General features: G+C 37.6%; 21 protein-coding genes, 10 tRNA genes and 2 pseudogenes. 3 read left to right on the top strand and 30 right to left on the bottom strand.

Features of this window, described 5'->3' with window-relative positions:
- Nucleotides 1-75 precede the first annotated feature (75 nt).
- The 4 genes and pseudogenes from CKK03_RS17480 to CKK03_RS17465 form a co-directional block, all read right to left on the bottom strand.
- Nucleotides 76-684 (bottom strand): annotated as a pseudogene (locus tag CKK03_RS17480) (flavin reductase family protein).
- A 20-nt stretch (nt 685-704) separates the two neighbouring features.
- Complete coding sequence (locus CKK03_RS17475) at nt 705-1643, bottom strand: ring-cleaving dioxygenase (protein ID WP_099363823.1); 939 nt, start codon at nt 1641-1643, stop codon at nt 705-707.
- Between the two features lie 166 nt (nt 1644-1809).
- Nucleotides 1810-2238 carry a MarR family winged helix-turn-helix transcriptional regulator gene (locus tag CKK03_RS17470; RefSeq protein ID WP_180271296.1) on the bottom strand — a complete coding sequence of 143 codons (429 nt, stop codon included), beginning with the start codon at nt 2236-2238 and terminating at the stop codon, nt 1810-1812.
- 86 nt (nt 2239-2324) lie between these two features.
- Nucleotides 2325-2819 (bottom strand): hypothetical protein, encoded by a 495-nt coding sequence (locus CKK03_RS17465; RefSeq protein ID WP_099363822.1) that lies wholly within the window; start codon nt 2817-2819, stop codon nt 2325-2327.
- A gap of 262 nt (nt 2820-3081) precedes the next feature.
- Between CKK03_RS17465 and CKK03_RS17460 the strand changes: the two genes are divergently transcribed.
- Entirely contained in the window at nt 3082-3402 is a 321-nt protein-coding gene (locus CKK03_RS17460; RefSeq protein WP_099363821.1) for a winged helix-turn-helix transcriptional regulator, read from the top strand.
- A 97-nt stretch (nt 3403-3499) separates the two neighbouring features.
- Here the strand turns inward: CKK03_RS17460 and CKK03_RS17455 are convergent, their stop codons facing one another.
- The 8 genes from CKK03_RS17455 to CKK03_RS17420 form a co-directional block, all read right to left on the bottom strand.
- Nucleotides 3500-4837 carry a glucose-6-phosphate isomerase gene (locus CKK03_RS17455; RefSeq protein ID WP_099363820.1) on the bottom strand — a complete coding sequence of 446 codons (1338 nt, stop codon included), beginning with the start codon at nt 4835-4837 and terminating at the stop codon, nt 3500-3502.
- A gap of 91 nt (nt 4838-4928) precedes the next feature.
- Nucleotides 4929-5591 (bottom strand): fructose-6-phosphate aldolase, encoded by a 663-nt coding sequence (fsa, locus tag CKK03_RS17450; protein WP_099363819.1) that lies wholly within the window; start codon nt 5589-5591, stop codon nt 4929-4931.
- A gap of 21 nt (nt 5592-5612) precedes the next feature.
- Nucleotides 5613-6506, bottom strand: a complete 894-nt coding sequence (gene gnd / locus CKK03_RS17445) for a phosphogluconate dehydrogenase (NAD(+)-dependent, decarboxylating) (protein WP_099363818.1) — start codon at nt 6504-6506, stop codon at nt 5613-5615.
- Nucleotides 6507-6537: 31 nt separating this feature from the next.
- A complete protein-coding gene (gene tkt / locus CKK03_RS17440) occupies nt 6538-8532 on the bottom strand; it encodes a transketolase (RefSeq protein ID WP_099363817.1) in 1995 nt (664 codons plus the stop codon).
- Between the two features lie 19 nt (nt 8533-8551).
- Nucleotides 8552-10060, bottom strand: coding sequence for a glucose-6-phosphate dehydrogenase (gene zwf / locus CKK03_RS17435; RefSeq protein ID WP_099363816.1), 1509 nt, complete (start codon nt 10058-10060; stop codon nt 8552-8554).
- Nucleotides 10061-10121: 61 nt separating this feature from the next.
- Entirely contained in the window at nt 10122-10805 is a 684-nt protein-coding gene (gene rpiA, locus CKK03_RS17430; protein WP_099363815.1) for a ribose-5-phosphate isomerase RpiA, read from the bottom strand.
- A 33-nt stretch (nt 10806-10838) separates the two neighbouring features.
- Nucleotides 10839-10973: a BA3454 family stress response protein gene (locus CKK03_RS17425; protein WP_099363814.1), complete on the bottom strand. Its 135-nt coding sequence runs from the start codon at nt 10971-10973 to the stop codon at nt 10839-10841.
- Nucleotides 10974-11194: 221 nt separating this feature from the next.
- Entirely contained in the window at nt 11195-13129 is a 1935-nt protein-coding gene (locus CKK03_RS17420; RefSeq protein ID WP_099363813.1) for a fructose-1,6-bisphosphatase, read from the bottom strand.
- Between the two features lie 190 nt (nt 13130-13319).
- Between CKK03_RS17420 and CKK03_RS24270 the strand changes: the two are divergent.
- A pseudogene (locus CKK03_RS24270) lies at nt 13320-13551 on the top strand (hypothetical protein); the annotation flags it as partial.
- Nucleotides 13552-13675: 124 nt separating this feature from the next.
- Here the strand turns inward: CKK03_RS24270 and CKK03_RS17405 are convergent.
- The gene (locus tag CKK03_RS17405) at nt 13676-13810 is read right to left on the bottom strand and encodes a BA3454 family stress response protein (RefSeq protein WP_099363812.1); all 135 of its coding nucleotides are present in this window, start codon (nt 13808-13810) and stop codon (nt 13676-13678) included.
- A gap of 323 nt (nt 13811-14133) precedes the next feature.
- Here CKK03_RS17405 and CKK03_RS17400 point away from each other — a divergent pair, with 323 nt between their 5' ends.
- On the top strand, nt 14134-14682 hold the full coding sequence (locus CKK03_RS17400) for an NADPH-dependent FMN reductase (protein WP_099363811.1): 549 nt from the start codon (nt 14134-14136) through the stop codon (nt 14680-14682).
- A 534-nt stretch (nt 14683-15216) separates the two neighbouring features.
- Here CKK03_RS17400 and glmS read toward each other — a convergent pair.
- From glmS to CKK03_RS17310, 17 genes are all read right to left on the bottom strand, one after another.
- Nucleotides 15217-17019 carry a glutamine--fructose-6-phosphate transaminase (isomerizing) gene (gene glmS, locus CKK03_RS17390; protein ID WP_099363809.1) on the bottom strand — a complete coding sequence of 601 codons (1803 nt, stop codon included), beginning with the start codon at nt 17017-17019 and terminating at the stop codon, nt 15217-15219.
- A 453-nt stretch (nt 17020-17472) separates the two neighbouring features.
- Nucleotides 17473-18819: a phosphoglucosamine mutase gene (glmM, locus tag CKK03_RS17385; RefSeq protein WP_099363808.1), complete on the bottom strand. Its 1347-nt coding sequence runs from the start codon at nt 18817-18819 to the stop codon at nt 17473-17475.
- Nucleotides 18820-18852: 33 nt separating this feature from the next.
- A complete protein-coding gene (locus tag CKK03_RS17380) occupies nt 18853-20091 on the bottom strand; it encodes a CdaR family protein (protein ID WP_099363807.1) in 1239 nt (412 codons plus the stop codon).
- Nucleotides 20084-20905: a diadenylate cyclase CdaA gene (gene cdaA / locus CKK03_RS17375; protein ID WP_099354661.1), complete on the bottom strand. Its 822-nt coding sequence runs from the start codon at nt 20903-20905 to the stop codon at nt 20084-20086. Before cdaA ends, CKK03_RS17380 begins: the two co-directional genes overlap by 8 nt.
- Before the next feature lie 143 nt (nt 20906-21048).
- Nucleotides 21049-21672, bottom strand: coding sequence for an anti-sigma factor family protein (locus CKK03_RS17370; protein ID WP_099363806.1), 624 nt, complete (start codon nt 21670-21672; stop codon nt 21049-21051).
- A 12-nt stretch (nt 21673-21684) separates the two neighbouring features.
- Entirely contained in the window at nt 21685-22248 is a 564-nt protein-coding gene (sigW, locus tag CKK03_RS17365) for an RNA polymerase sigma factor SigW (RefSeq protein WP_099363805.1), read from the bottom strand.
- Nucleotides 22249-22420: 172 nt separating this feature from the next.
- On the bottom strand, nt 22421-23323 hold the full coding sequence (gene rocF / locus CKK03_RS17360; protein ID WP_099363804.1) for an arginase: 903 nt from the start codon (nt 23321-23323) through the stop codon (nt 22421-22423).
- A gap of 173 nt (nt 23324-23496) precedes the next feature.
- Nucleotides 23497-23572 (bottom strand) — tRNA-Ala (locus CKK03_RS17355).
- A gap of 23 nt (nt 23573-23595) precedes the next feature.
- Nucleotides 23596-23670: transfer RNA gene (locus tag CKK03_RS17350), tRNA-Gly, on the bottom strand.
- A 6-nt stretch (nt 23671-23676) separates the two neighbouring features.
- Nucleotides 23677-23749: transfer RNA gene (locus CKK03_RS17345), tRNA-Lys, on the bottom strand.
- 5 nt (nt 23750-23754) lie between these two features.
- A tRNA-Gln gene (locus tag CKK03_RS17340) sits at nt 23755-23829 on the bottom strand.
- A 195-nt stretch (nt 23830-24024) separates the two neighbouring features.
- A tRNA-Tyr gene (locus tag CKK03_RS17335) sits at nt 24025-24109 on the bottom strand.
- A gap of 15 nt (nt 24110-24124) precedes the next feature.
- A tRNA-Thr gene (locus CKK03_RS17330) sits at nt 24125-24200 on the bottom strand.
- Nucleotides 24201-24219: 19 nt separating this feature from the next.
- Nucleotides 24220-24295 (bottom strand) — tRNA-Val (locus tag CKK03_RS17325).
- Nucleotides 24296-24300: 5 nt separating this feature from the next.
- A tRNA-Glu gene (locus tag CKK03_RS17320) sits at nt 24301-24375 on the bottom strand.
- Between the two features lie 22 nt (nt 24376-24397).
- Nucleotides 24398-24470, bottom strand: a tRNA-Thr gene (locus CKK03_RS17315).
- Between the two features lie 2 nt (nt 24471-24472).
- Nucleotides 24473-24547: transfer RNA gene (locus tag CKK03_RS17310), tRNA-Asn, on the bottom strand.
- Nucleotides 24548-24581 lie beyond the last annotated feature (34 nt).

Here is a 24581-nt window from a genome sequence, read left to right as displayed (position 1 = left end):
CTTGGGACAGAGGGACAGGTCCCTCGTCCCGTTTTTCCAATATCGGTGGTGTTAAACTTACCTGTCCTCTAGTCTTTACTTAGGTCGTTTTATCTCAAATAGTTCTCCGATTTTCGCATAATTGGCACCAGCCAATCGGCTCACGGCAGCTAACCCTCGAGGATCAATTCTCCCTTTTGCATAGATATCATCTTCTATATGATATTGAACAACTCTTCCTATGATAAAATCACAACCTGGAGAATTAACCCCGCCCAATTCTATAGATTGTTCCAGGACGCACTCCAATCGAACCTTTGCTTCTTTCACTCCAGGAACCGATATTCTAACACTTTCAACCGAAGTTAAACCCGCTATCTCGATCTCACTTTGATTTTGAGGTAAAGTCGCAGCTGTCTTATTAATCTTCTCAACATTCTGTTCATCCACAATATGGACTACAAATTACTTTAACGATGTAATATTTCTAGCAGTATCCTTCTGTCTGCCCTCTGTACGTTGTATTGACAATGAAATCATCGGAGGATTTGAGGATACAATATTAAAATAACTAAAAGGTGCTCCATTTAAGACTCCCTCTTCAGAAAGAGTTGTAACGAATGCAATAGGCCTCGGAATAATACTTCCAATTAGAAACTTATAATTTTCTCTTTCTGATATGGAAGTAGGGTCAATTGAAAGCATCGGATTCATTCCTTTTCAAATTAATCTAGTTTTCTCACCTTAATAGGAATTAAACTGTGTTCGAGCTGCTCTCTATATTGCTCATATTGTGCAGGTAACATTAATTGTTCTCCCATTGTTTCGTGTGATTCATCATGTGCGAATCCAGGAGGATCTGTTGCGATTTCGAATAGGATTTCTCCATGTTCTCTAAAATAAATGGCATTGAAATAATTTCTGTCCTGTACTGGAGTTACACCGTAGCCATTTTGAGCAACATGTTTTTGCCAATCTAATTGGTCTTTGTCATCACTAGCTCTCCATGCGATGTGGTGAACTGTTCCAACACCCATTTGGCCTCTGCCAGTTGGAACTACTTTCAAATCTATGATATTTCCAATATCTGCAGAAGAACGATAACGAACAAAATCTCCTTCTTCATCTACTTTTTCAAGACCCATTACTTTTTCGAGTGTTTCTGCTGTTTTATCTGGCTTTGCTGAGAATAATGTAGCGCCGCCAAAACCTTTTATTGCAACTTCAGGTGTTACATCACCGAATGTCCAAGTATTGATTTCGCCTTCTTCTCTCTCAACGATTTCTAGGTGAAGTCCATGTGGATCATCAAATTCCAAATATGTTTCTCCAAATCGAGTGATTTTAGTGAAAGGAATATCAAACTTTTCTAATCTTGATTCCCAAAAATCCAATGCTCCTTTAGGAACAACATAAGAAGTTACACCTACTTGACCGTCCCCAATTTTTCCTTGATAAGCGTCTGCCCAAGGGAAAAACGTAATGATTGTCCCTGGTTTACCACCTTCATCTCCAAAATACAGATGATAAGTACCAGGATCATCAAAATTTACAGTTCGTTTTACTAAACGCAAGCCTAACACCCCAGCATAGAAATCTACATTCTCCTGTGGATGACCAACTATTGCTGTAATGTGGTGAATCCCCATTGTCTTTTTACTCATTTTTGACTCACTCCTATTTTTAGTTTTTTATATTTGACAAATTTACTTTCAGGTTTTACTAAATAGATAAAATCATTCATTAAAACTCCACACAAAATCTTCAATTAAAGTATCTTTATTTCAAGATATATTATCAAAAAAATATCATTACTATATTGACTAGACTTTAATTATCCACCTTTTCTTTTACTCTTTTTAATAGGTCTACTAGAGTGTCTATCTCATTAGGATTTAGTGAATCAAAAACCCGATCTACAAAATCCTCATGTTCAGGCATTATTTTATTCATTATTTCAATCCCAGCATCAGTCAACGTTACATGTATAGCACGTCGATCATCCGGACAAGCACTTCGCTTTAAAAATCCTTTTTGCTCTAACCTATCTATTACATATGTCATTGAGCCACTTGTTATCAGGATACTCTTACCAATTTGTTGAATGGTTTGCTTACCTTTATGAAAAAGTACTTCTAGTACTGAAAACTCAGTTATGCTTAAGTTGTTTTTCATCATATCGTCTCTAATTCTCTCTTGGAGCGCTCTTGATGTTTGCATTAAGATCAAAAATGGTTGGTTTGTGCACTTTCTTGCCACACTTACACCTCCTCGAAAAACATCTTAAAATAAATTATCTTGACTTCAAGATAATAATATTACATAAAGGGTCATGTGTCAACAACTTAACTAGCCTTTTTTACTTCAGCTTTTAATATATCTTCCGTTTTTAGTTCAAGTGTTTTTTCTAATAACTCTATGGTACGCAATGTTTCTCGAATGTCTTTTTCTGTTTCTACATTTGCAGACTTCTTTTCTTTAATCAGATTTTTTATGGAAGACTTAAATGCATTTGTTTTGATTAACCATTCTCCGATTAATTTTTTGGTTGCTACTCTCTCATTCACATCTTTTATACTAAAGATATTTTGTATTTCAGGTTCTAATAGAGTAATTGTTTTCATTTCTGGATGAATTCTTAACCAAAAGTAGTTAACCTGACTATCATAATAGTTTTGATCTATTAGACGATAATATTCAATACCTATCTTTATATCGAAAAAGGGACTGTCTACTGTAGGGGTCTTCAAATCCGCTATATACACATTTTTTTGAATATCTAAATACGTTTCTAATCCATACTTAGTATTAATTATCTTAGCGTCTAGTATTTGCTTCATTTTAATCTCTCCTTTTCTTTCAAATCAGTTTTATTTATTTGGTGGTGAAAGCATAAGGTTACTTTATGTAACACATATTACACTATAGGTTACTTTTAGTCAACAGGTAACCATTTAGATTATAATCTCGTATTGTCACAATACCTCCATATATTCCCCTTTTTAAAAGGTTATCTTTAGGATATAATTAAATAGTACATTATATTACCTTGTTACTTTTTGTTTATATATAAATAATAACTACTATAGGAGGTGTTGAAGCATGGAGGAAAAAGATACTCAGGAAAGATTATGCTCAAAAGTTGAAGAATCCTATCATATAATCGGTAAAAAGTGGATGGGATTAATCATTCATACCCTAATGGAAGGACCAAAACGCTTTAGTGAAATACATGCCTTTATTCCTGATTTAAGTAAAAGAATGCTAAACGAACGGGTAAAAGAACTTGAAGATTGCGGCTTAGTGCTACGAAATGTAATTACGGATCGTCCCGTACGAACAGAGTATTCCCTAACAAAAAAGGGACATGAATTGGGAAAGGCTTTAAAAACCGTTGAGGCTTGGGCTGATAAATGGTTATAATGATTTCTACTCATACTGCTTGTTATGATCAAGCAGTATTTTTTTTGAAATAAAAATGAGGATACTATGCATATTAGTACCCTCATTTTATATAGCCTTACTTAGAAATACGCTCTAGCAATTCAGCTCTTTCTTCTTCATACCCAGGTTTACCTAGTAATGCAAACATATTCTTTTTATATGCTTCTACTCCAGGCTGATCAAATGGATTTACGCCCATTAATAACCCACTAACTCCACAAGCCTTCTCGAAAAAGTAAACCATCTCTCCAAATGTAAATTCGTCTAGTCTGTCAAGTTCTACAGATAGGTTAGGAACTCCTCCGTCTACATGAGCCAACACTGTTCCCTGTGCTGCATTCTTATTCACATAGTCCATCGTTTTTCCAGCTAAATAATTTAAGCCATCTAGATTAGATGCTTCCTCCTTGATTGTAATATCAAGCTTAGGTTCTTTTATGGTTACAACTGTTTCAATTAGGTCTCGGCGACCTTCTTGAACATATTGTCCCATCGAATGCAGGTCAGTTGAGAAGTCAACAGAAGCTGGATAAAGTCCTTTTTGGTCTTTTCCTTCACTTTCCCCAAATAATTGTTTCCACCATTCAGAAACATAATGTAGAGATGGTTCAAAGTTAACTAACAGTTCAATGGATTTCCCTTTTCTATAAAGTGCATTTCTAACTGCCGCATACTGATAGCTCTGGTTTTCTGCCAAGTTAGGATTACTATATTTATCTGCTGCAGCTGCAGCACCAGCCATCATTTTATCAATGTCTAGCCCTGCCGTAGCAATTGGCAATAACCCTACTGCTGTTAATACGGAGTATCGGCCGCCGACATCATCAGGGATGACAAAGGTTTCATACCCTTCTTCATCTGCAAGAGTTTTTAAAGCACCTCTTGCGCGATCTGTTGTTGCATAGATACGTTTTCTTGCCTCTTCTTTTCCGTACTTTTTCTCCATATACTCTCGGAAGATACGGAATGCAATAGCAGGTTCTGTTGTTGTACCTGATTTTGAAATAACGTTCACCGAAATATCCTTGTCCTTAAGCACATCAAATAAGTGCGAAACATATGTGGCACTAATATTTTGTCCAACATAATAAACTTGCGTTTTGTCCTCCATTTGGTTATGGAATGTATGTGACAAGGCATCAATTGCAGCTCTTGCACCAAGGTATGAACCACCAATCCCGATTACAACTAAAGCGTCTGAATTACTTCGAATTCGTTCGGAGGCTGCTTTGATTCTAGCAAATTCTTCTTTATCAAAGTTATGCGGCAAGTCAACCCAACCAAGATAGTCAGAACCTGGTCCTCTTTTCTCATGAAGCATATCATGTGCTACCTTTACAAATTCACTTAAATATTCAACCTCATGCTCCTGCATGAATGATAGAGCGTTAGAATAATCAAAAGTAATAGTCATATAAATTTCTCCTATTCTTCCTAAATTATTTGTATAGAAGGACTATAAAACTGAAGTCCTTCCATTCTGATGTAATGTTTTTAATTTTTTCTTACAATGCAGATTTCCAATCAGCTGCAAATTTTTCAAGGCCTTGATCTGTCAAAGGATGTTTTGATAGTTGTTCAATTACATTGAAAGGAATCGTTGCAATATGAGCACCTGCTAATGCAACACGAGTAACATGGTCTGGATGACGAACAGATGCAGCAATGATTTGAGAATCGATATTTTGAACACGGAACAACTCAGCAATTTTTGCAACAAGCTGCACCCCATCCTCACTAATATCATCTAATCGACCTAAAAATGGCGAAACATAGGTAGCTCCTGCACGAGCCGCTAGCAATGCTTGGTTAACTGTAAATATAAGAGTCACATTGGTTTTAACACCTTTTTTTGTTAGATAGCGACAAGCCTCTAGTCCATCCAATGTCATTGGAAGTTTTATAGTAATGTTCTTATCACCACCATTTATTTTAAGTAGCTCATTTGCTTCGGCAATCATTTGATCAGCTGTAATCGCATTAGGCGAAACTTCTGCTGAAACAGATTCAACATCAGGAACAGCAATTAAAATTTCTTCAATACGGTCTTCAAATTTAACTCCTTCTTTTGCAACTAATGAAGGGTTAGTTGTAACGCCTGATAAAACCCCAATCTTATACGCTTTTTTAATATCATCTAGGTTAGCAGTATCTATAAAGAATTTCATTTTTCGTTTCCTCCATTTACATTATTTTTTTACGACAGCATGTCCACCAAATTCGTTTCGTAATGCAGCTACAACTTTACCGTTAAAGGTATCATTATCTAATGAGCGGTAGCGCATCAATAGCGACATCGCAATAACTGGAGTAGCCGTTTGTAAATCTAAAGCCGTTTCAACGGTCCATTTACCCTCACCTGATGAGTGCATTATTCCTTGAATTTCATCCAACTTGGCATCCTTTGAAAATGCATTCTCTGTTAATTCCATGAGCCAAGAACGAATAACGGAACCATTATTCCAAACTCTTGCTACCTTTTCATAATCAAAATCAAATTCGCTTTTTTCCAATACTTCAAAGCCTTCTCCGATTGCTGCCATCATTGCATACTCAATGCCATTATGAACCATCTTCAAGAAGTGCCCGCTTCCCGCTTCGCCGGCATACAAGAAACCATTTTCTACAGCCGTATCTTTGAATATAGGTTCAACTTGTTCCCATGCTTCAGGATCACCGCCAATCATATAACAAGCACCATTTCGTGCTCCTTCCATTCCACCGGAAGTACCTGCATCCATAAATCGTACGCCAATTTTCTTTAAATCATTGTAACGTTGGATGGATTCCTTATAGTGAGAATTACCCGCTTCGATCACAATATCATTTTTGTCTAAAAATGGCGCAACTTCGTCAATGACAGAATCCACCACAGCATGAGGAACCATAATCCAAATGATTCTTGGCTTATCTAGAGAATCAACTAGTTCTTTATAGCTTGATACTCCTGAAGCTCCATATTTCTTCATTTCATCAACAGCACCTGGGTTTACATCAAATGCAACTACTTCGTGATTGTTATCGATAAGATTTTGTCCTAAGTTTAAACCCATTTTTCCTAAACCTATTAATCCAACCTTCATGTTGTTTTCCCCCAATTGTTTTGTCATTTTTTTAAGAGTGTAATAGACTTTTAGTTATTTGAACTACATTTTCAGTTGTAAAACCAAACTGTGCCATAACTTCAGGACCTGAACCCGAAGCACCAAATGATTCTATTGATACAATTTTCCCTTCCGTACCAACAAATCGTTCCCACCCCATGGAGATTCCAGATTCAATTGCAATCCGTTTTGAAATGGATGATGGTAAAATAGTTTCTTTATAATCAGATGATTGTTTATTAAACAGTTCCCAACTTGGCATTGCTACTACTCGAACAGATCTATTTTCTTTCTCAAGCTCTTCTTTTGTACTTACGGCTAATGACACTTCAGAGCCTGTCGCAATTAGAATAACCTCTGGAGCTGAATTTGTTTCAGTCAGAACATAAGCCCCTTTTGCAACATTTTCTAGATTTGCTCTTGTTTCGTTATATACCGGTAGGTTTTGACGACTTAAAATTAATGCAACTGGTCCCTCTGTTTGTTGAAGAGCGTAAGCCCAAGCACTTGCAGTTTCATTTGCATCAGTTGGTCTTATAACCTTAAGCCCAGGTATTGAACGAAGTGCTGCTAAATGTTCAACTGGCTCATGTGTAGGACCGTCTTCACCTACAGCTATTGAGTCATGTGTAAATACATATGTGACTGGAAGTTTCGATAGTGCTGCCAGACGGATAGACGGACGAAGATAATCATTAAATACAAAGAATGTACTTACGAAAGGCTTCACCCCACCATGATAGGCCATACCGTTTGCAGCTGCACCCATTGCGTGCTCCCTTACACCAAAGTACACATTTCGAGCACCATAGGATTCTACCGCAAAAATTTGTTCTCCCTTAATGTCTGTCATAGTAGATCCAGACAGGTCTGCGCTTCCTCCAAAAATGGCAGGAACTGATTTTACGTAATGGTTTATCGCTTCACCGCTTGCGACACGAGTGGAAACACCTTTACCTGTTTCAAAAGTTAAAATGTCGTTTGCGTCAATTAGAACTTTTCCTTGTATCGCATCGGTTAGTTGATTTGCTAATTCTGGGTAGTCTTGTTGATAAGAAAGGAATAAACTATTCCATTGTTCTTCAACATCCATTCCCTTACTCTTTAAGTCCTTGAAATGAGCTTTCACGTTTTCTGGAACAAAGAAGTCCTCTTCATAATCCCAGCCATAAGCTCGCTTCGTTGCCTTTGCTTCCTCAAGCCCTAGCGGTGCGCCATGTGCTTTATTACTACCCGCTACTTTCGGACTTCCATACCCAATGATTGTTCTGACTTCAATAATGCTTGGTTGTTCAGGATTCTGTTTTGCTAGTTCGATTGCTTTTGAAATCGCTTCTAGATCATTTCCATCATCTACTCTCACATAGTGCCAATTTGCAGATTCTGCTCTTTTCTCAATATCTTCAGAAAAAGAAACGTTCAAGTCACCATCAAGGGATATATCATTTGAATCATACAGGACGATTAATTTACCTAGTTTCATATGCCCAGCCATTGACATAGCCTCATAGGATATCCCCTCCATAAGATCACCGTCTCCTACCAAAGCATACGTATAGTGATCAATGACAGGGTAGTTCTTCTTATTAAATTTCGCGGCGAGATGTGCCTCTGCCATCGCCATTCCAACAGCATTAGCAATCCCTTGTCCTAATGGCCCAGTTGTCGCTTCTACACCAGAAGTATGGCCAAATTCAGGATGTCCTGGTGTTTTGCTGTTTAATTTTCTGAAGTTCTTTAAGTCATCAATAGTGACATTATATCCTGCTAAATGAAGTAAACTGTATAATAAGCTAGATCCGTGTCCGGCTGATAAAACAAATCGATCACGGTTAAACCATTTTGGATTTTCAGGATTATGATTCATATGTTTTGACCATAATGCATAAGCCATTGGTGCTGCGCCCATTGGCAATCCTGGGTGACCGGAATTTGCTGCATTGATAGCATCAATAGATAAAGTTCGTATTGTTGTAACGGCTAAGTTCTCAATATTTTGTGTCATGGTTTCCCCCTGAATTTTTTTATTTCATTTCTACTAATTCTTTGGCTTCTTGCTTTCTTTCATCTAACCACCATTTAAATCCATGCTCTTCTAACAATAAATCGGATTCCATTGGCCCATTTGAACCTGACTGGTATTCATATATTGGAACAAGGTCTTCTTCAAATCCATCAAGAATAGCTTGAACCCACTCCCATGACAACTCGACTTCCTTCCAATGTGCAAAGAATGTTGAATCCCCAACGAAAGCATCATGAATAATTCTTTCGTATGCTTCTGGTATTCCACTTCCTTTAGCTTCACTTGAAAATTCAATTCGGACAGGCTCGATATTCCCATTATTAGTCGGGTTTTTACTATTTAACTGAAGAGAGATAATTTCATTCGGACTGATTTCAACTATTAATAAATTAGGCTCAATTTCTTGATTCGTATTTTCATAATGTGAATTCAATGTGTTTTTAAATTCAATGACGATACGAGTTGATTTTTCCTTCATTCTTTTCCCAGTTCGGATATAAAAAGGTACGCCTTTCCAGAATGGATTATCGATCCAGATACGAGCCGCGATAAATGTATCTGTTTTAGAGGAAGGATTTACTCCTGGTTCGTCTCTATACCCTAGAACCTGGTTACCATTACTCTCCCCTGGCCCATATTGCCCACGAATGATATTCAGGTGAACATCTTCTTTTTTCATTGGACGAATCGCTTCCATTACCTTACGCTTTTCATTTCGGATTTCTGAAGCATTCATCTTTTTAGGTAACGCCATGGCCGTCATCATCAATAGTTGAAGCATATGATTTTGAACCATATCACGTATCGCTCCTGCCTGGTCATAATAGCCAGCTCTTGTCTCTACACCAACTGTTTCACTCGCTGTAATTTGAACATTAGCAATGTGATCTTTGTTCCAAATAGATTGTAAGATTGGGTTTGCAAATTCAAGAGCTTCGAGATTCTGAACCATTGACTTCCCCAGGTAATGGTCAATTCGAAAGATTTCTTCTTCTTCAAATGCACCGCTGAGCCTTTCATTTAATTCACGAGCTGACCCGAGATCATGGCCGAATGGCTTTTCAATCATCAATCGTTTCCAGCCAGTTGTATTTCCAAGCCCGCTTTCTTTGATGTTTAAAGCAATAACGTCGAAAAATTCTGGAGCTACTGAAAGATAAAATACTCGATTTTCCTTTATTTTCAGTTCTGCTTCTCGTTGTTTTACCATTTCGAGTAATGGTTTATACCCTTGTTTATTGGTAACATCGAGGGCCTGATATCGAAAAGAATCCAGAAATTCCTCCAGATCATCAGGATCATGTTCAAGACGACGCGAGAAAGAAAAGATTGATTCTTTCACTCTTTCTTGAAAGTCTCTTTGAGAAAGTTCAGCTCGTCCGAGACCAATTATGGATATAGGTTGTGGTAATTTATTATCAACAAACAGGTTGTACAGAGCAGGAAAAATCTTTCTTTTTGCTAAATCACCTGTTGAGCCAAATAATACAAAAGTCATTGATTCCAATTTAAGTCCTCCTAATACATGTAAATCTGGTAGTAAGATTCATTCTATTGTTGTAAATCATTTACACATTGTTTCTATGTCTGACTACAATAGAGTTATTCTTATCACGATCTAAGGTAATGTAGATATCAGTCTTTCCGAGAAATAACCCATTCTCAATAATTCCAGGTATTAGGTTAAGCTCTCTTTCCAATTCTTTAAGATTCGTTATATCTGGTAAACGACAGTCAAAAATGTAGTTACCATTATCCGTTTGAAATGGATTTCCCTGAACTTGTCTTAAATGGGGTATGAGCCCTAGTTCAATTAACTTTTTCCTTGTCAGTTCAATGCCGAATGGTAATACTTCTACCGGTAATGGGAAAGATCCTAATTTTGTAACGTTTTTATCTGGGTCAGCAACTACAATAAAAGTGTTAGCTGCATTTGCGATGATTTTTTCCCTTAATAGGGCACCACCGCCCCCTTTTATGAGATTTAAGTCAGAATCTACCTCATCAGCGCCATCAATTGCCACATCTATTTGTTCAACCTCGTTAAATGTAACAAGTGGGATTCCAACTTCATTAGCTAGTTTTTCAGTTTGTTTTGAAGTAGGAATTCCCTTAATCGAAAGTCCATTTTCAACCAATTCTCCAAGCTTATAAATGGTATATAAAACTGTCGATCCAGTCCCTAGACCAACTACCATTCCATCTTTTATATAATCTATCGCTTTTTCTCCAACCAATTTTTTCTCATTCAAAGGATTCATTCTCCTTTCAAAAAATGGAGGTTCTTAATTTGACCATTGTTTCATAATTTGTTCATTTGCAATACAGTTAATTTCATTTTGAGGTGTGTCCTTCTTAACAATGACATTCGTTCTATATTTCTTCCCTTTATATTCAAGAGTCAAAGTTACCTCTACCATATGTTTCACTCCTATCTTAAAAATATTTATCTTTTTGTATCGCTTTATTCAAAGTTACTATTAGTAACCAATTGCACTTTATGTAACCAATAATAACCCTCAAATTATTCATAGTCAAGAAAAATATCTCGAATTCAAGATATTTTTTCCAAAAAAACTCTCACCGTTTTTAATAGTGAGAGTTCTTTCATTTTACGAGTCAAGTGATGGTTACAAAAAAATCACTTCATATAACGATACTCCATCAAACTCTTCAAAGCAGAGACTTCCTTTAATAATTCCTTCCCAACATTTGTTTCCATTACCATTTTTCTTTCTACCATTTTGTCCACTATTCTTTTCATTGATAAAACATCCATGCCATTATGCAAGACAAATTCTTTGCAATTAGAATACTGATGAGCAACCAATTTCATACCGAATGAATTGTATAATAAAGTATATCCCGCAATCCCGGTAGTTGATTGATAGGCCTTTGAGAAGCCACCGTCAATAACAAGCATTTTTCCATTTGCTTTAATTGGGTCTTCCCCTTTAATTTCTTTAACAGGCGTATGCCCATTTATAATATGACCATCATCGGGATTTAGATTAAATTCTGCTAAAATTTTGCGACAGATTTCTTCCTTTTCCCGTAAATAGTAATATGGATTCTTCCTCTCTTTATGAGTTTCTTTATCTTTAATAAAATACCTTTCAAAGGTTGTCATTTCCCTCTTGCCAAAGAGTGATGAATATTCGCCTGTCCATAAATACCAGGCCATATCTGTCGAAAGATCATCGGTTTCTTCAAGGTGTGCAAAAGAGTATCGTAGATGATGTTCAAAAACATCTAATAACTCTCGACCATCATACGTTGTATTTTCAATCACCATTTTTTCCATATTTCCTTTATCATCTAAAGGAATGCAGCCATGTATCAATAAGTTACCATTATACTTCAAATATAGGCTGCCTTTCTTCATAAGGAAGTTCATATGTCTTGCCAACTTTTCCGAATGTTGAAGACAAAATAATAATTTATCTATTACCTGCTGTTCTTCCTCTAACAATTGACTTGGGTTATCTGGATTAATAGTTGAAAAGCAAGTATTTTCCAATGGATATGTCTTTCCATGAAGCACTATTTCGTTTTTATCATAATCAATTTTCTCAAGTAATAACCTTCCTGACATATTAAAGAATGGTCGTCTCTTAATGATGGGAATTTCAAGCTTGAACTGAATCATAGCAATTGCTTGATGAATTTTTGTGATTTGTAATTCTTCTTCCTCCGTTAGATTGTTTCCGGAAGTTTTCTTTGGTCTAAAAGCCGGGTTATCCTTATAGTATTTCTCAGCTAAATTTAGAAGTGGTCGAAGATTGATTCCATACACATCTTCAATAATATCTAAATTATTATACCGGGCGCTAATACGAAGAATATTAGCTAGACAAACCTTGGAACCGGCATACGCACCTAACCATAATACATCATGATTTCCCCACTGAATATCAACAGAATGATAATTAATGAGTGTATCCATAATTTGATCAGGCTCGGGTCCGCGATCATATATATCCCCCACTACATGAAGATGGTCCACTACCAATCTCTGCGTGCAATATGCAAGACCAATAATAAGCTTATCTGCCTGATTAAGAGAAATAATTTGCTGAACAATTTTGGTGTAATAAGGTTCCTTATTTGTGGATTCTTCTTCCGTTTTGTATAATAACTCTTCTATAATATAAACAAACCGTTCAGGCAATGCTTTACGTAATTTCGAGCGTGTATATTTGGAAGAGGCAAAAGAAATAAGCTTAATCATATGATTAATCGTTGTGGCATACCACCCGTTTAATTCCTGTTTATTGTCAAATCTATTCTTAATTAACTGTAATTTATCTTCAGGATAATAAACCAATATCGTCAATTCATTGATATCCTTCTCAGATAATATATCCATAAAAAGTTCTTCGATTTTCTCTTTTACTCTACCAGATCCATTTCTCAATACATGTTGAAAAGATTGGAATTCCCCATGTAAGTCACTGACAAAATGTTCTGTTCCCTTTGGTAAATTAAGGATTGCTTCAAGATTAATAATTTCTGTTACTACTTTTTCTTCACTATCATATTTTTGGGCCAGCAAATCTAAGTATTTTTTATCCAAATTGACATATCCTCCTAAAAATATGGTACTTTTGTTAGTCTCACTTTATTTCCAGGTTATAAAAGTGATACAGAAAATTTAATATCAATCCAGTTGAATCAATTTCATAAACCTGAACCCTACGGGCTTAAGGATTTTTTTGAATCAAAAAAGGAGTACCTTCCCAAAATGTCGAAATCAGTAGTCACCAATACAAACTTATAAGACTGAAGAGAGACTCCCTGTAGCTATTAAACGATACGGAAGCCTATTTGATACTCAGAATTATATGATTTAGAACCTCCCCAACGTTTTGAAGCTATTTTCTCTACTATCAACATTCACCAATCTTCGCTGTGGCAACGAAGAAATCTCGTTTTGGTAGACCTGTCGAACTGAACTATGCGGCAATGAATCACTCATTAGTTGCTCGCTTATCGGAATGAATTCCGTTTATTCTAGTCCCTAGACCAACTACCATTCCATCTTTTATATAATCTATCGCTTTTTCTCTAACCAATTTTTTCTCATTCAAAGGAATCATTCTCCTTTCAAAAAAGGAGATTATTAATTTGACCATTGTTTCATAATTTGTTCATGTGCAATACAGTTAATTTCATTTTGAGGTGTGTCCTTCTTAACAATGACATTCGTTCGATAATTTTTCCCTTTATATTCAAGAGTCAACGTTACCTCTACCATATGATTCACTCCTATATAAAAAATATTTATTTTGTGTAACACTTTATTCAAGGTTACTATTAGTAACTAATTTTACTTTATGTAAACAATAATAACCATCGAATTATTTATAGTCAAGAAAAATATCTCGAATTCAAGATATTATTAAATAAAAAACTCTAACCGTATATACAGTGAGAGTTTCCTCTTTTTTAATTATGAGTAATATCAAGTTTTAAATTAAAGCATTTCTCTTGCCAATTTATCTTGAATTCAATATAATTACCTTTAATTCAAGATAAATATATTGAATTCAGAATAAAAAAGAAGGATGGATGAATAGTATGACGAAAGTTGGTATTATCCTTGGTAGTCTTCGTAAAAATTCTTTTTCAAAACAAGTTGCTGATAACGTAGCACCTTTATTCCCAGAAGGATATGTAACAGAGTTTGTTGAAATTGGCAACCTACCATTATTTAACCAAGATTTTGAAGGAGACCTAGGAACTCCTGCAGAATATACTGCATTCCGTAATAGAATCAAAGAATTAGACGCAGTATTATTTGTAACACCTGAATATAACCGTTCTATCCCCGCTGTTTTAAAGAATGCACTTGATGTAGCATCTCGCCCTTATGGAGAAAGTGTTTGGAGTGGAAAACCTGCAGCAATCATTAGCCAATCTCCAGGTGCTCTTGCTGGATTCGGTTCAAACCATCACTTACGTCAAGTACTTTCATTTTTAAATATGCCCGTTGTTCAACAACCTGAAGCATATATCGGTTCTGTACATGAATTATTAGATGAAAATGGTAAGTTAAATGAAGGAACAGTAGAATTCCTACAAGGCTTCGTTAATGAATTCGTTGAATTAATTAAGAAATATCAATAAGGTATAAAAAGTTGGAGTCTTGTACAGAACATACCTGCCAAAACTCCAACTTTATTTTTATTGCAGGTCAAATCGCGGGATAAATATTCATATACATTTTTCCCTTCAATAGAATACCGCTTTTCTTCACTGCCATGGACCGGTTTTTCAGAAGGTCCACATAAAAAAACCATTTTACTTCCTCTTACCAGCATTCAACATCCCCAATAGACATCTTTTATACTTGGATTACTAATACCAATAGGCATAGCATTATCACCCATAACCTGTACCCACTTCCTAGTCGTTTCACTTTTTCCTGACCTAAACAGCGAATGACTTGACTTCAGGAAGGACATCATTTTTAACCCTTCAAACACGGGAAACCTCAGTACCACCACATTTACACATAAAAAAGCCCCGTGAATATACCCATACTATGGATACACCCACGAGACTTTGTGCAAACTTTTTTCTTCTTATGCAGACTTTTTCTCACCCTGCAAACTTTATTCCGATTCAACACATAACACCTAAATTTATAGTGTATATACTTTATTCAACCGTTACACTCTTCGCCAAATTACGTGGCTTATCAACGTCACAGTCACGGTGCAGTGCTGCGTAGTAAGAGATAAGCTGTAACGGAATAACAGAGATAAGTGGTGTTAACATTTCATTAACTTCTGGGAGCACATATCGGTCTTCCTCTGTTTCTAAGCCCTTCATTGAAATGATACATGGGTGTGCGCCACGCGCTACAACCTCTTTCACATTTCCGCGAATGCTTAAGTTAACATGCTCTTGAGTAGCTAGAGCGATAACCGGTGTCCCTTCTTCTATTAAGGCAATTGTTCCGTGCTTTAATTCTCCTCCTGCAAAACCTTCTGCTTGGATATAGGATATTTCCTTAAGCTTTAAGGCACCCTCTAGTCCAACGAAGAAGTCCATCGCACGACCGATGAAGAAGCAATTACGGGTAGTAGTGAAGTACTCCCAAGCAATAGCTTCCATTACTTCTTTGTCGTCACATAGAGCCTCCATGCTGTTGGCGATAATCCCAAGCTCTTTGATAAGGTCCATCCCAACCTTTATCTCCTTTGATTCAGCTGTTACATACGCAAGGATTGCAAGTACTGCTAACTGTGCTGTATAAGCTTTTGTTGAAGCAACTGCAATTTCTGGTCCTGCATGTAATAACAATGTGTAATCAGCTTCACGTGAAAGGGTTGAACCAGGTACATTTGTAATGGTAATGGACTTGTGACCCATTTCCTTTACATGTACTAACACAGCACGGCTGTCTGCTGTTTCACCACTTTGTGAAATAAAGATGAATAATGGTTTCTCCGATAATAACGGCATATTGTATGAGAATTCACTAGAAATATGAACCTCTACAGGAATGTGCGCCATTTTTTCAATGAATTGTTTCCCAACAAGACCAGCATGATAACTAGTTCCGGCAGCGATAATATAGATTCGATCTGCATCCTTCATCGCTTCAACAATACAAGGATCAATCGCTAACTTGCCGCTCTCAGCTTGATATTCTTGCACTATTTTTCTCATGACTAAAGGCTGCTCGTCAATTTCCTTTAGCATATAGTGTGGGTAAGTTCCCTTTTCAATATCGCTTGCATCAAGCTCTGCTGTATATGGGTCACGGCTGATTGTTTCACCCGCTAAATTTTTAATTGTGACAGACTCTTTTTTAACAATGACAATTTCTTTATCCATTAACTCGATATATTGATCGGTTACCTGTAGCATTGCCATTGCATCACTTGCTACAACATTAAAGTTGTCGCCTAGACCTACAAGAAGGGGACTTTTGTTTTTCGCTACATAGATTGTTTCGTTGTCTTGCTCATCAAGCATTGCAATTGCATAGGAACCTTTTAGTAGGCTTAATGTTTTTCGGAAAGCCGCTTCTACTTCCATCCCTTGGTTTACAAATTGCGCTAATACCTGAACAACAACTTCTGTATCTGTATCACTTAGTAACTCAACGTTTTGTAAATACTCATTCTTAAGCTGACTGTAATTTTCAATTACGCCATTATGAACAAGAGTGAATCGTCCAGTAGACGCCTGATGTGGGTGTGCATTGACTCTACTTGGCACACCATGTGTAGCCCAACGAGTGTGTCCAATCCCTGCAGTAGCAAATAAACTTTGATCTACAGCCTCACGAAGAATCGCAATACGACCTTTTTCTTTAAAAACATGTACACCTTCATCATTCATTACTGCGATTCCAGCTGAGTCATAGCCGCGATACTCAAGCTTTTCTAGTCCCTTTAGTAAAATCTCTTTAGAGTCTTGATGTCCAATAAAACCTACAATTCCGCACATAATAAGTTTCCTCCCTAAAAAAGGGAACAAGAAAGCACGGGGCTATCTCGCCCCTTTTTTTCCATATTTATCTCTTTTACTCAATCATATCCTTCCGTTTGTGCAGAGAGTCACCCCTCTGTTTTGACTAAAAGGACTTTCGGTCGTGATTGAAATCAACCGGGAGGCATCCGCCGAATTTTCGATAAACCTCCACCTCGTCAACTAAACCTATAACAATAGCCTATGCATTGTTATTTCTTCCGTTCATGGTTTAGTTCTGGCGCTTTAATTAAGAATACTACTTTTAACCCTCCTTTACAAAAATTTGAACAAGAACAATAATACAACACAATCTCTAAACTCGTCAATCATAACATGGCATTTATTTTCCATGTATACTAAAAAATATGCATACTTGGTCCAATTTGTGCCAAGTACGCATATTTTTAATGAAAATGTATTATATGGTTCTTATTCGATTCCCATCTCTGTTTTTACTACAGAAACGATACGCTCTACGTATTTTTTACAAAGCTCTTCTGTTGAAGCCTCGGCCATTACCCTTACCAACGGCTCGGTTCCGGAAGGACGTACTAAAATACGACCATTTCCATTCATTTCAACTTCAACCTGTTCGATAACCTCTTTAATGACTGGATTATCCGTTACATGATATTTATCTGTTACCTTTACATTCACTAGCAATTGCGGAAATTTTTTCATTTCACTTGCAAGTTGGGATAAAGGTTTCTTTGTGCTCTTCATAATATTCACTAATTGTAGACCTGATAATAGTCCGTCACCAGTTGTATTGTAATCAAGGAAAATGATATGTCCTGATTGTTCTCCACCTAGAATATAACCACTCTTCTTCATTTCTTCTACAACATAGCGATCGCCTACCGCTGTTTGAACACTTTCAATTCCGTTTTCTTCTAATGCTTTATAAAAGCCTAAATTACTCATAACCGTTGATACAACAGTTTGATGCTTTAAACGGCCTTGTTCTTTCATATACTTTGCACATATGTACATGATTTGGTCACCATCAACAATTTCTCCATTTTCATCGATCGCAATGAGTCGGTCCCCATCACCATCAAAGGCTAGTCCAACATCTGCTCCTTTTTCCTTTAAAAAGGCTGCAAGGGCTTCAGGATGTGTAGAACCTACACCATCATTAATATTCAAACCATTTGGAGATGTTCCCATTGTAGAAATATCCGCATCCAAGTCAGCAAATAAATGCGTAGCTAGGGATGATGTCGCACCATTGGCGCAATCCAGTGCTACATGGATTCCAGTGAAATCCTCTTCCACTGTTTGTTTTAGGAATTGAAGATATTTTTGGCCACCTTCAAAATAATCATTCACTTGACCTAAATCAGCTCCAATTGGACGTGGTAACTGATCTTCTGGTAAGTCTAAAAGTGCCTCGATTTCATTTTCCTGTTCATCAGAAAGCTTAAAGCCATCTGGACCAAAGAATTTAATCCCATTGTCTTGTACTGGATTATGTGAAGCAGAAATCATGACACCCGCTTCAGCTCCTAGAGCCTTTGTTAAAAAAGCAACACCTGGAGTGGAAATAACACCTAAACGCATGACTTCTGCTCCAATTGATAATAGACCTGCAACGAGTGCACCTTCTAGCATATGACCTGAAATACGAGTATCGCGGCCAATTAATACCTTTGGTCGTTCTTTATCCTTTGTTAACACATAACCTCCAAATCTTCCAACCTTAAATGCAAGCTCTGGAGTTAGTTCACTATTTGCAACACCTCGTACACCATCTGTACCAAAATATTTTCCCATTTTAAATGATCTCTCCTTTTGCTGATACTTCAATTACTCTTCAATTTCCGTAATTCGTATCTTTGCCTTTTCTTGAGGTAATGCCCACGTAACATTGTCTGGGCCTTTGACTTCTATATCTATATCATGCTCACCAACCCCGAGATTGGTCACATCAATAAACACATCAAAATTTGTAGGGCTTGTCCCTTCTAAGACACTTGGTGCACCTTGCACATCTAAATTGAGTGTCCCTGCTTCAGGGTCTAAAAACGCAAGTGCAAATTGGGTTCCTAAGCCTAAACTTCTAATTGATAAATCCGAGAAGGTTTCCGATATCTCTTCTTCGATATCAACTGCTACTTCAATTTTTTCAGGTGATACTTGGAAAACCCCTTTTGGTACCGGAACCTTCACTTCAATCGTAGAGTCTTCTCTTATATTATCTAGGTCAATTTCAGCTTCAATAGATGAAATTTCGTCAATCACATCTTTCGGACCAAATATCGTAACTTGATTTGGCGTTGGTGTAATATTGACTAAGCTTAACCCATCCGGAAGTTTTCCTTTTTGCTTAAGGGTAAAAGATACTGTTTTATTAGGGCTGACAATCGGAACCGCAATTTCCACAACATTTGGTTCCACTGTTACCGACAATACATTTTGATTTTTATCATAAACAGCTACCCTTGATTCCTGTGTAAAATCTTTCGTTACTCCCTTTAGATCGACCACAGCTTTTACGATAGCTACTCTTTCAATTTCCTCTAAAGCTCCAGTTATTTTGACTACTCGAGGTGAGACCACTGGCTCTTCGATTGTATACCCTTCAACTACTTGGTCACGGTTGACAAAGTCAACTTCAACCGGGAATTCCTTTGTTACTTTTTCCTGAATGACAACGGTAATTTCAGCAGGATCAATTTTTACTTTTATTTTTTCAGAGATATTCCTATATTGTAGTTTTACCTTATGGGTACCAACTGATAACTGAGTTAGGTCTGCATATACTTCAATTTCCTTTTGGAGACCTTCTCTTTTAGTTACGCCTGATGGACCTTCTATCGTTACGTTTACATATTGGGGAACTCCAGATACAACTAGATTTTGATCGTCATAGTATGTATTTACCGGAATCTCCGTTAATGTTTCCGTATAATTTGAAAATAATGGCAACCCTGCAGGACTCTTTGTAGCAGGTTGGTTCTCAAAGCTGACAGATGCAAATAAGAGTAGCGCAAGGAACAATGCAATAATCCGTGTAACCCAACGGTTATCGATTAATCTATCCATTCTTTTTCCCCCTCCATTGCCATAGTGAATGAGAGGTAATGCTTTCATTTGTTATTAGTTCTTGTTTTAGTAAATCTCGAAATGCATCAGGTTTCAAATCACGGTGTAGTTCGCCGTTCTTTGTTAAAGACACACTTCCTGTTTCTTCTGATACAACAATCGTAATGCTGTCTGTTACCTCACTAATTCCAAGTGCTGCTCTGTGTCGAGTTCCCAATTCCTTTGATATAAATGGGCTCTCTGATAGTGGCAAATAACATGCAGCAGCCGCTACTTGGTTTCGTTGTATAATCACAGCTCCATCATGTAAAGGCGTATTTGGAATAAAGATATTGATTAGTAACTCAGATGATATGGCTGAGTTTAATGGAATCCCTGTTTCCACATAGTCCCCCATCCCCGTTTGTCGTTCAATCGAGATGAGTGCACCAATGCGGCGTTTGGCCATATAATCAGTGGCTTTTGTAATTGCCTCAATTAATTTTACCTGATGATCTTCTTCATCATTACCACTTCTTGAAAATATTTTACCACGGCCAAGCTGTTCCAGTGCCCTTCGTAATTCAGGCTGGAAAATAACGATAATCGCTAAGAATCCCCAGTCCATTACCTGGTCTACTAACCAAAACAAAGTATGTAACTCTAACAGGCTACTTAATAAGCGGATAAAAACGATAACAATAATCCCCTGCAAAAGCTGTACAGCCTTTGTTCCGCGGATAAGGGATAAGATTTTATATATCACATACCAGACAAGGAGAACATCTAGAAAAATGCCAAGGTAACCTAGTAATGGGAGTTCATTAAATGACATTCTCACACTTCCTCTATGAAATAATCCAAACATGCATAGTTAGCTATAATATTATATCATATATCTTTCCTTAACCGATTACAAATCGGTAGGTGAATAAGCTTAATTTTACCCTCAAAAAAAAGACCACCGCGTCCGATGGCCTATTCTTCATTATCAAAAATGTGGATGGCATCTATACCTACCTTTTTTATGTGGTACCAAAGCCACTCAAACATTTGATTGACTACCTTGACCTCCCCTGTAACATTTCCAGCAGAAGCCATATAATTCTCACCGTTTATCACAGTGACATTTCCGTCTACGTCTCCCTCTATCACAAGCTTACCATTCTTGACAACAACATCCCCCTTCACTGTTTCACCTTCAGGAACAATGACGGTATTGTTTTCAACAATTAAGTTAGGTTGTTTTGATACAGAGAATTGCTCACTTTCATTCCAGACGGAAAAGAGACTCCCTGCCATTAATACAAGAAAGAGAGCAGCAGCTGATAGCATTGGGTGCTCCCTGAACCAACGTCTAAAGCTTACAGTGCGTTTTTCCTTCGGCAGATTTTGCATGACCTTTAATGTAAAATCATCAGGTGCAGAAATATGAGAAGTACTTTGTACCAACGCAATTGTCTTCTTTAGCTCATGAAAATGTTGATTACAGGATTCGCAGGCATGCAAATGCTCACGTAGTAGCTTCTCTTCCTCTTCAGAAATGTCTTCATCTAGGTAATTATGCATTAACGTAACCATGTGTTTTTCTGAACAGTTCATTTTTTCTCACCCCTATACATGTCGAAGTTGGTTTCGTAGAGCTTCTCGGCCCCTATGAATTCTTGTTTTTACCGTACCCACTGGCAGGTCAAGAATTTCACCAATTTCCTTTAGTGAAAACTCCTCGATGTATTTTAAAACAATAACCGAACGATACTTATCTGGAAGCTTCAGTATCTCCGCTTGGATTAATTCTTGTAGCTCCATCGTCTCAAGCTCGTCCTCTGGTAGTGTTACATCTGCAGCAATTTGGGAATACATAGTTAGTCCATCTGACCCTGCAAGCTCGGCATCCAAGTAATAATCGGGTTTTTTCTTTCGAATGCGGTCAATCGACAGATTCGTTGCAATTCGGTATAGCCATGTCGAAAACTTTTTATTCAAATCATAGCTATGGATATTCACATATGCCCGAATAAAGGCTTCCTGTGCAATATCCTCTGCCTCATGTCGATTCCCAAGCATACGATAGCATATCTGAAAAACCTTGTCTTTGTAAAATTCTACTATTTCCGCAAATGCATTCTGATCTCCATTTTTTAACTGTCTTATTCTGTTTTTAATGATTGTCTCCATTTTGTATACCTCCGCTCTACTCGCGGGTATCATTATTTACGATTCATTTCTTAAAAGGTTTCATTTTCTCCATAATTTTCATTTTAACAAATTTTGGTTGGTTTATGTGCTAAGAAATTCAAATCTTTAAAATAAAAAAACAGTATCCCTTGTTTTGAGATACTGTATGGTATTATAATAGTTTTTCTCCGAATAAAGACCCCATTAAAGCTACCGCTACAGAAGCCGTTTTATTTTTATCATCTAAAATTGGATTAACTTCTACAACTTCAGCAGAAGTAATCAATTTTGATTCCTCTAACATTTCCATTGCTAGATGGCTCTCGCGATAACTAATACCCCCAAGAACTGGAGTTCCTACACCTGGTGCATCATGAGGATCCAGTCCATCTAAATCCAACGATAAGTGAACACCATCTGTTTTTTCTTTTAGATAAGCAATGGTTTCTTCCATGACCTTTGTCATACCTAAACGATCAATCTCATGCATGGTATATACTTTGATTCCTAACTTTTTAATTAACTCCTTTTCACCATCATCAAGTGATCTTGCACCAATAATGACAATGTTTTCAGGCTTTACTTTAGGACCATAGCCAGCGATCTCTGTTAATCTCTTATGACCAATTCCCAGGCTTGCAGCAAGCGGCATTCCGTGTATATTACCGGTTGGTGAAGTATCTGCTGTATTTAAATCTCCATGAGCATCGTACCAAATAACCCCCAGGTTTTGATAATGCTTCGCTACACCCGCGAGTGTACCGATCGCAATACTATGGTCACCACCTAGGACAAGTGGGAACCTTCCACCTTGAATGACTTCATCTACTGTTGCAGCAAGCTTTTCGTTCGCCTCAGATACTTTCTCAAGGTTCTTCAGATTTTCATCGTTAGCAATTTCTTCACGGGTAGGGCGTTTAATCTCAATATCACCTAAATCATCTATATCATAATCAAGTCTCTCTAATCGTTCAACTACACCCGCATAACGGATGGCACTTGGCCCCATGTCAACGCCTCTGCGCATTTGGCCTAAGTCCATGGGTACACCAATAATGGAAATATCCTTCTTCATTTTTTATGAACCTCCTTCTCCCATACACTATTGTACCTACTTTTAATAGAATGACTCAACTCAACAAAATCATGTATATATATGCAGGAATAAAGGGAACAGAATAGACCCAAATGTGGGGTTTATGCAAAAAAAAATAAACCTCGATAGGTTTATTATTACTTATATGTAATTGGTGGAGCCTAGCGGGATCGAACCGCTGACCTCCTGCGTGCAAGGCAGGCGCTCTCCCAGCTGAGCTAAGGCCCCACATATGAAAAAGAAGTAGTTCATGGAGCGGAAGACGGGATTCGAACCCGCGACCCCCACCTTGGCAAGGTGGTGTTCTACCACTGAACTACTTCCGCTTGAGATGAGCCATGAAGGACTCGAACCTTCGACCCTCTGATTAAAAGTCAGATGCTCTACCAACTGAGCTAATGGCTCGAAAATGGCTGGGCTAGCAGGATTCGAACCTACGAATGACGGAGTCAAAGTCCGTTGCCTTACCGCTTGGCTATAGCCCATTAATTAAACTTCATAATCTTCAAATGTTATCAAAACACGGAATTATATTTATTTTATTACCCTAGTATCTTGCTCAGTTAGCACATAAATTATGTGTAATCTAAGGAAATAAATAAGTAACTTCATAAAAATAGCCTACTTCAACCTTTTGAACTTGTCCAAAGAAAGAATAAAGGCTTATGAGCATATGTAAATGGTGGAGGGGGACGGATTCGAACCGCCGAACCCGGAGGGAGCGGATTTACAGTCCGCCGCGTTTAGCCACTTCGCTACCCCTCCATCATTAAATGAAGATGGTGCCGGCGATAGGAGTCGAACCCACGACCTACTGATTACAAGTCAGTTGCTCTACCAACTGAGCTACACCGGCAAATATATATATTTTAAAATGGTGGAGGATGACGGGATCGAACCGCCGACCCCCTGCTTGTAAGGCAGGTGCTCTCCCAGCTGAGCTAATCCTCCGAAAATGGTGACCCGTACGGGATTCGAACCCGTGTTACCGCCGTGAAAGGGCGGTGTCTTAACCGCTTGACCAACGGGCCAATTTACAATTTCTCTTTTTTAAGCTTCCAAGCGGGCTCGAACCGCTGACCTCTTCCTTACCATGGAAGTGCTCTACCAGCTGAGCTATGGAAGCAATGGCTCCGCAGGTAGGACTCGAACCTACGACCGATCGGTTAACAGCCGATAGCTCTACCACTGAGCTACTGCGGAATAAATGCCTAGCGACGTCCTACTCTCACAGGGG

It is taken from the genome of Fredinandcohnia onubensis (assembly GCF_002734215.1).
GTDB lineage: Bacteria > Bacillota > Bacilli > Bacillales > Bacillaceae_L > Ferdinandcohnia > Ferdinandcohnia onubensis.
This window is presented reverse-complemented; position numbering and strand designations above follow the sequence as displayed.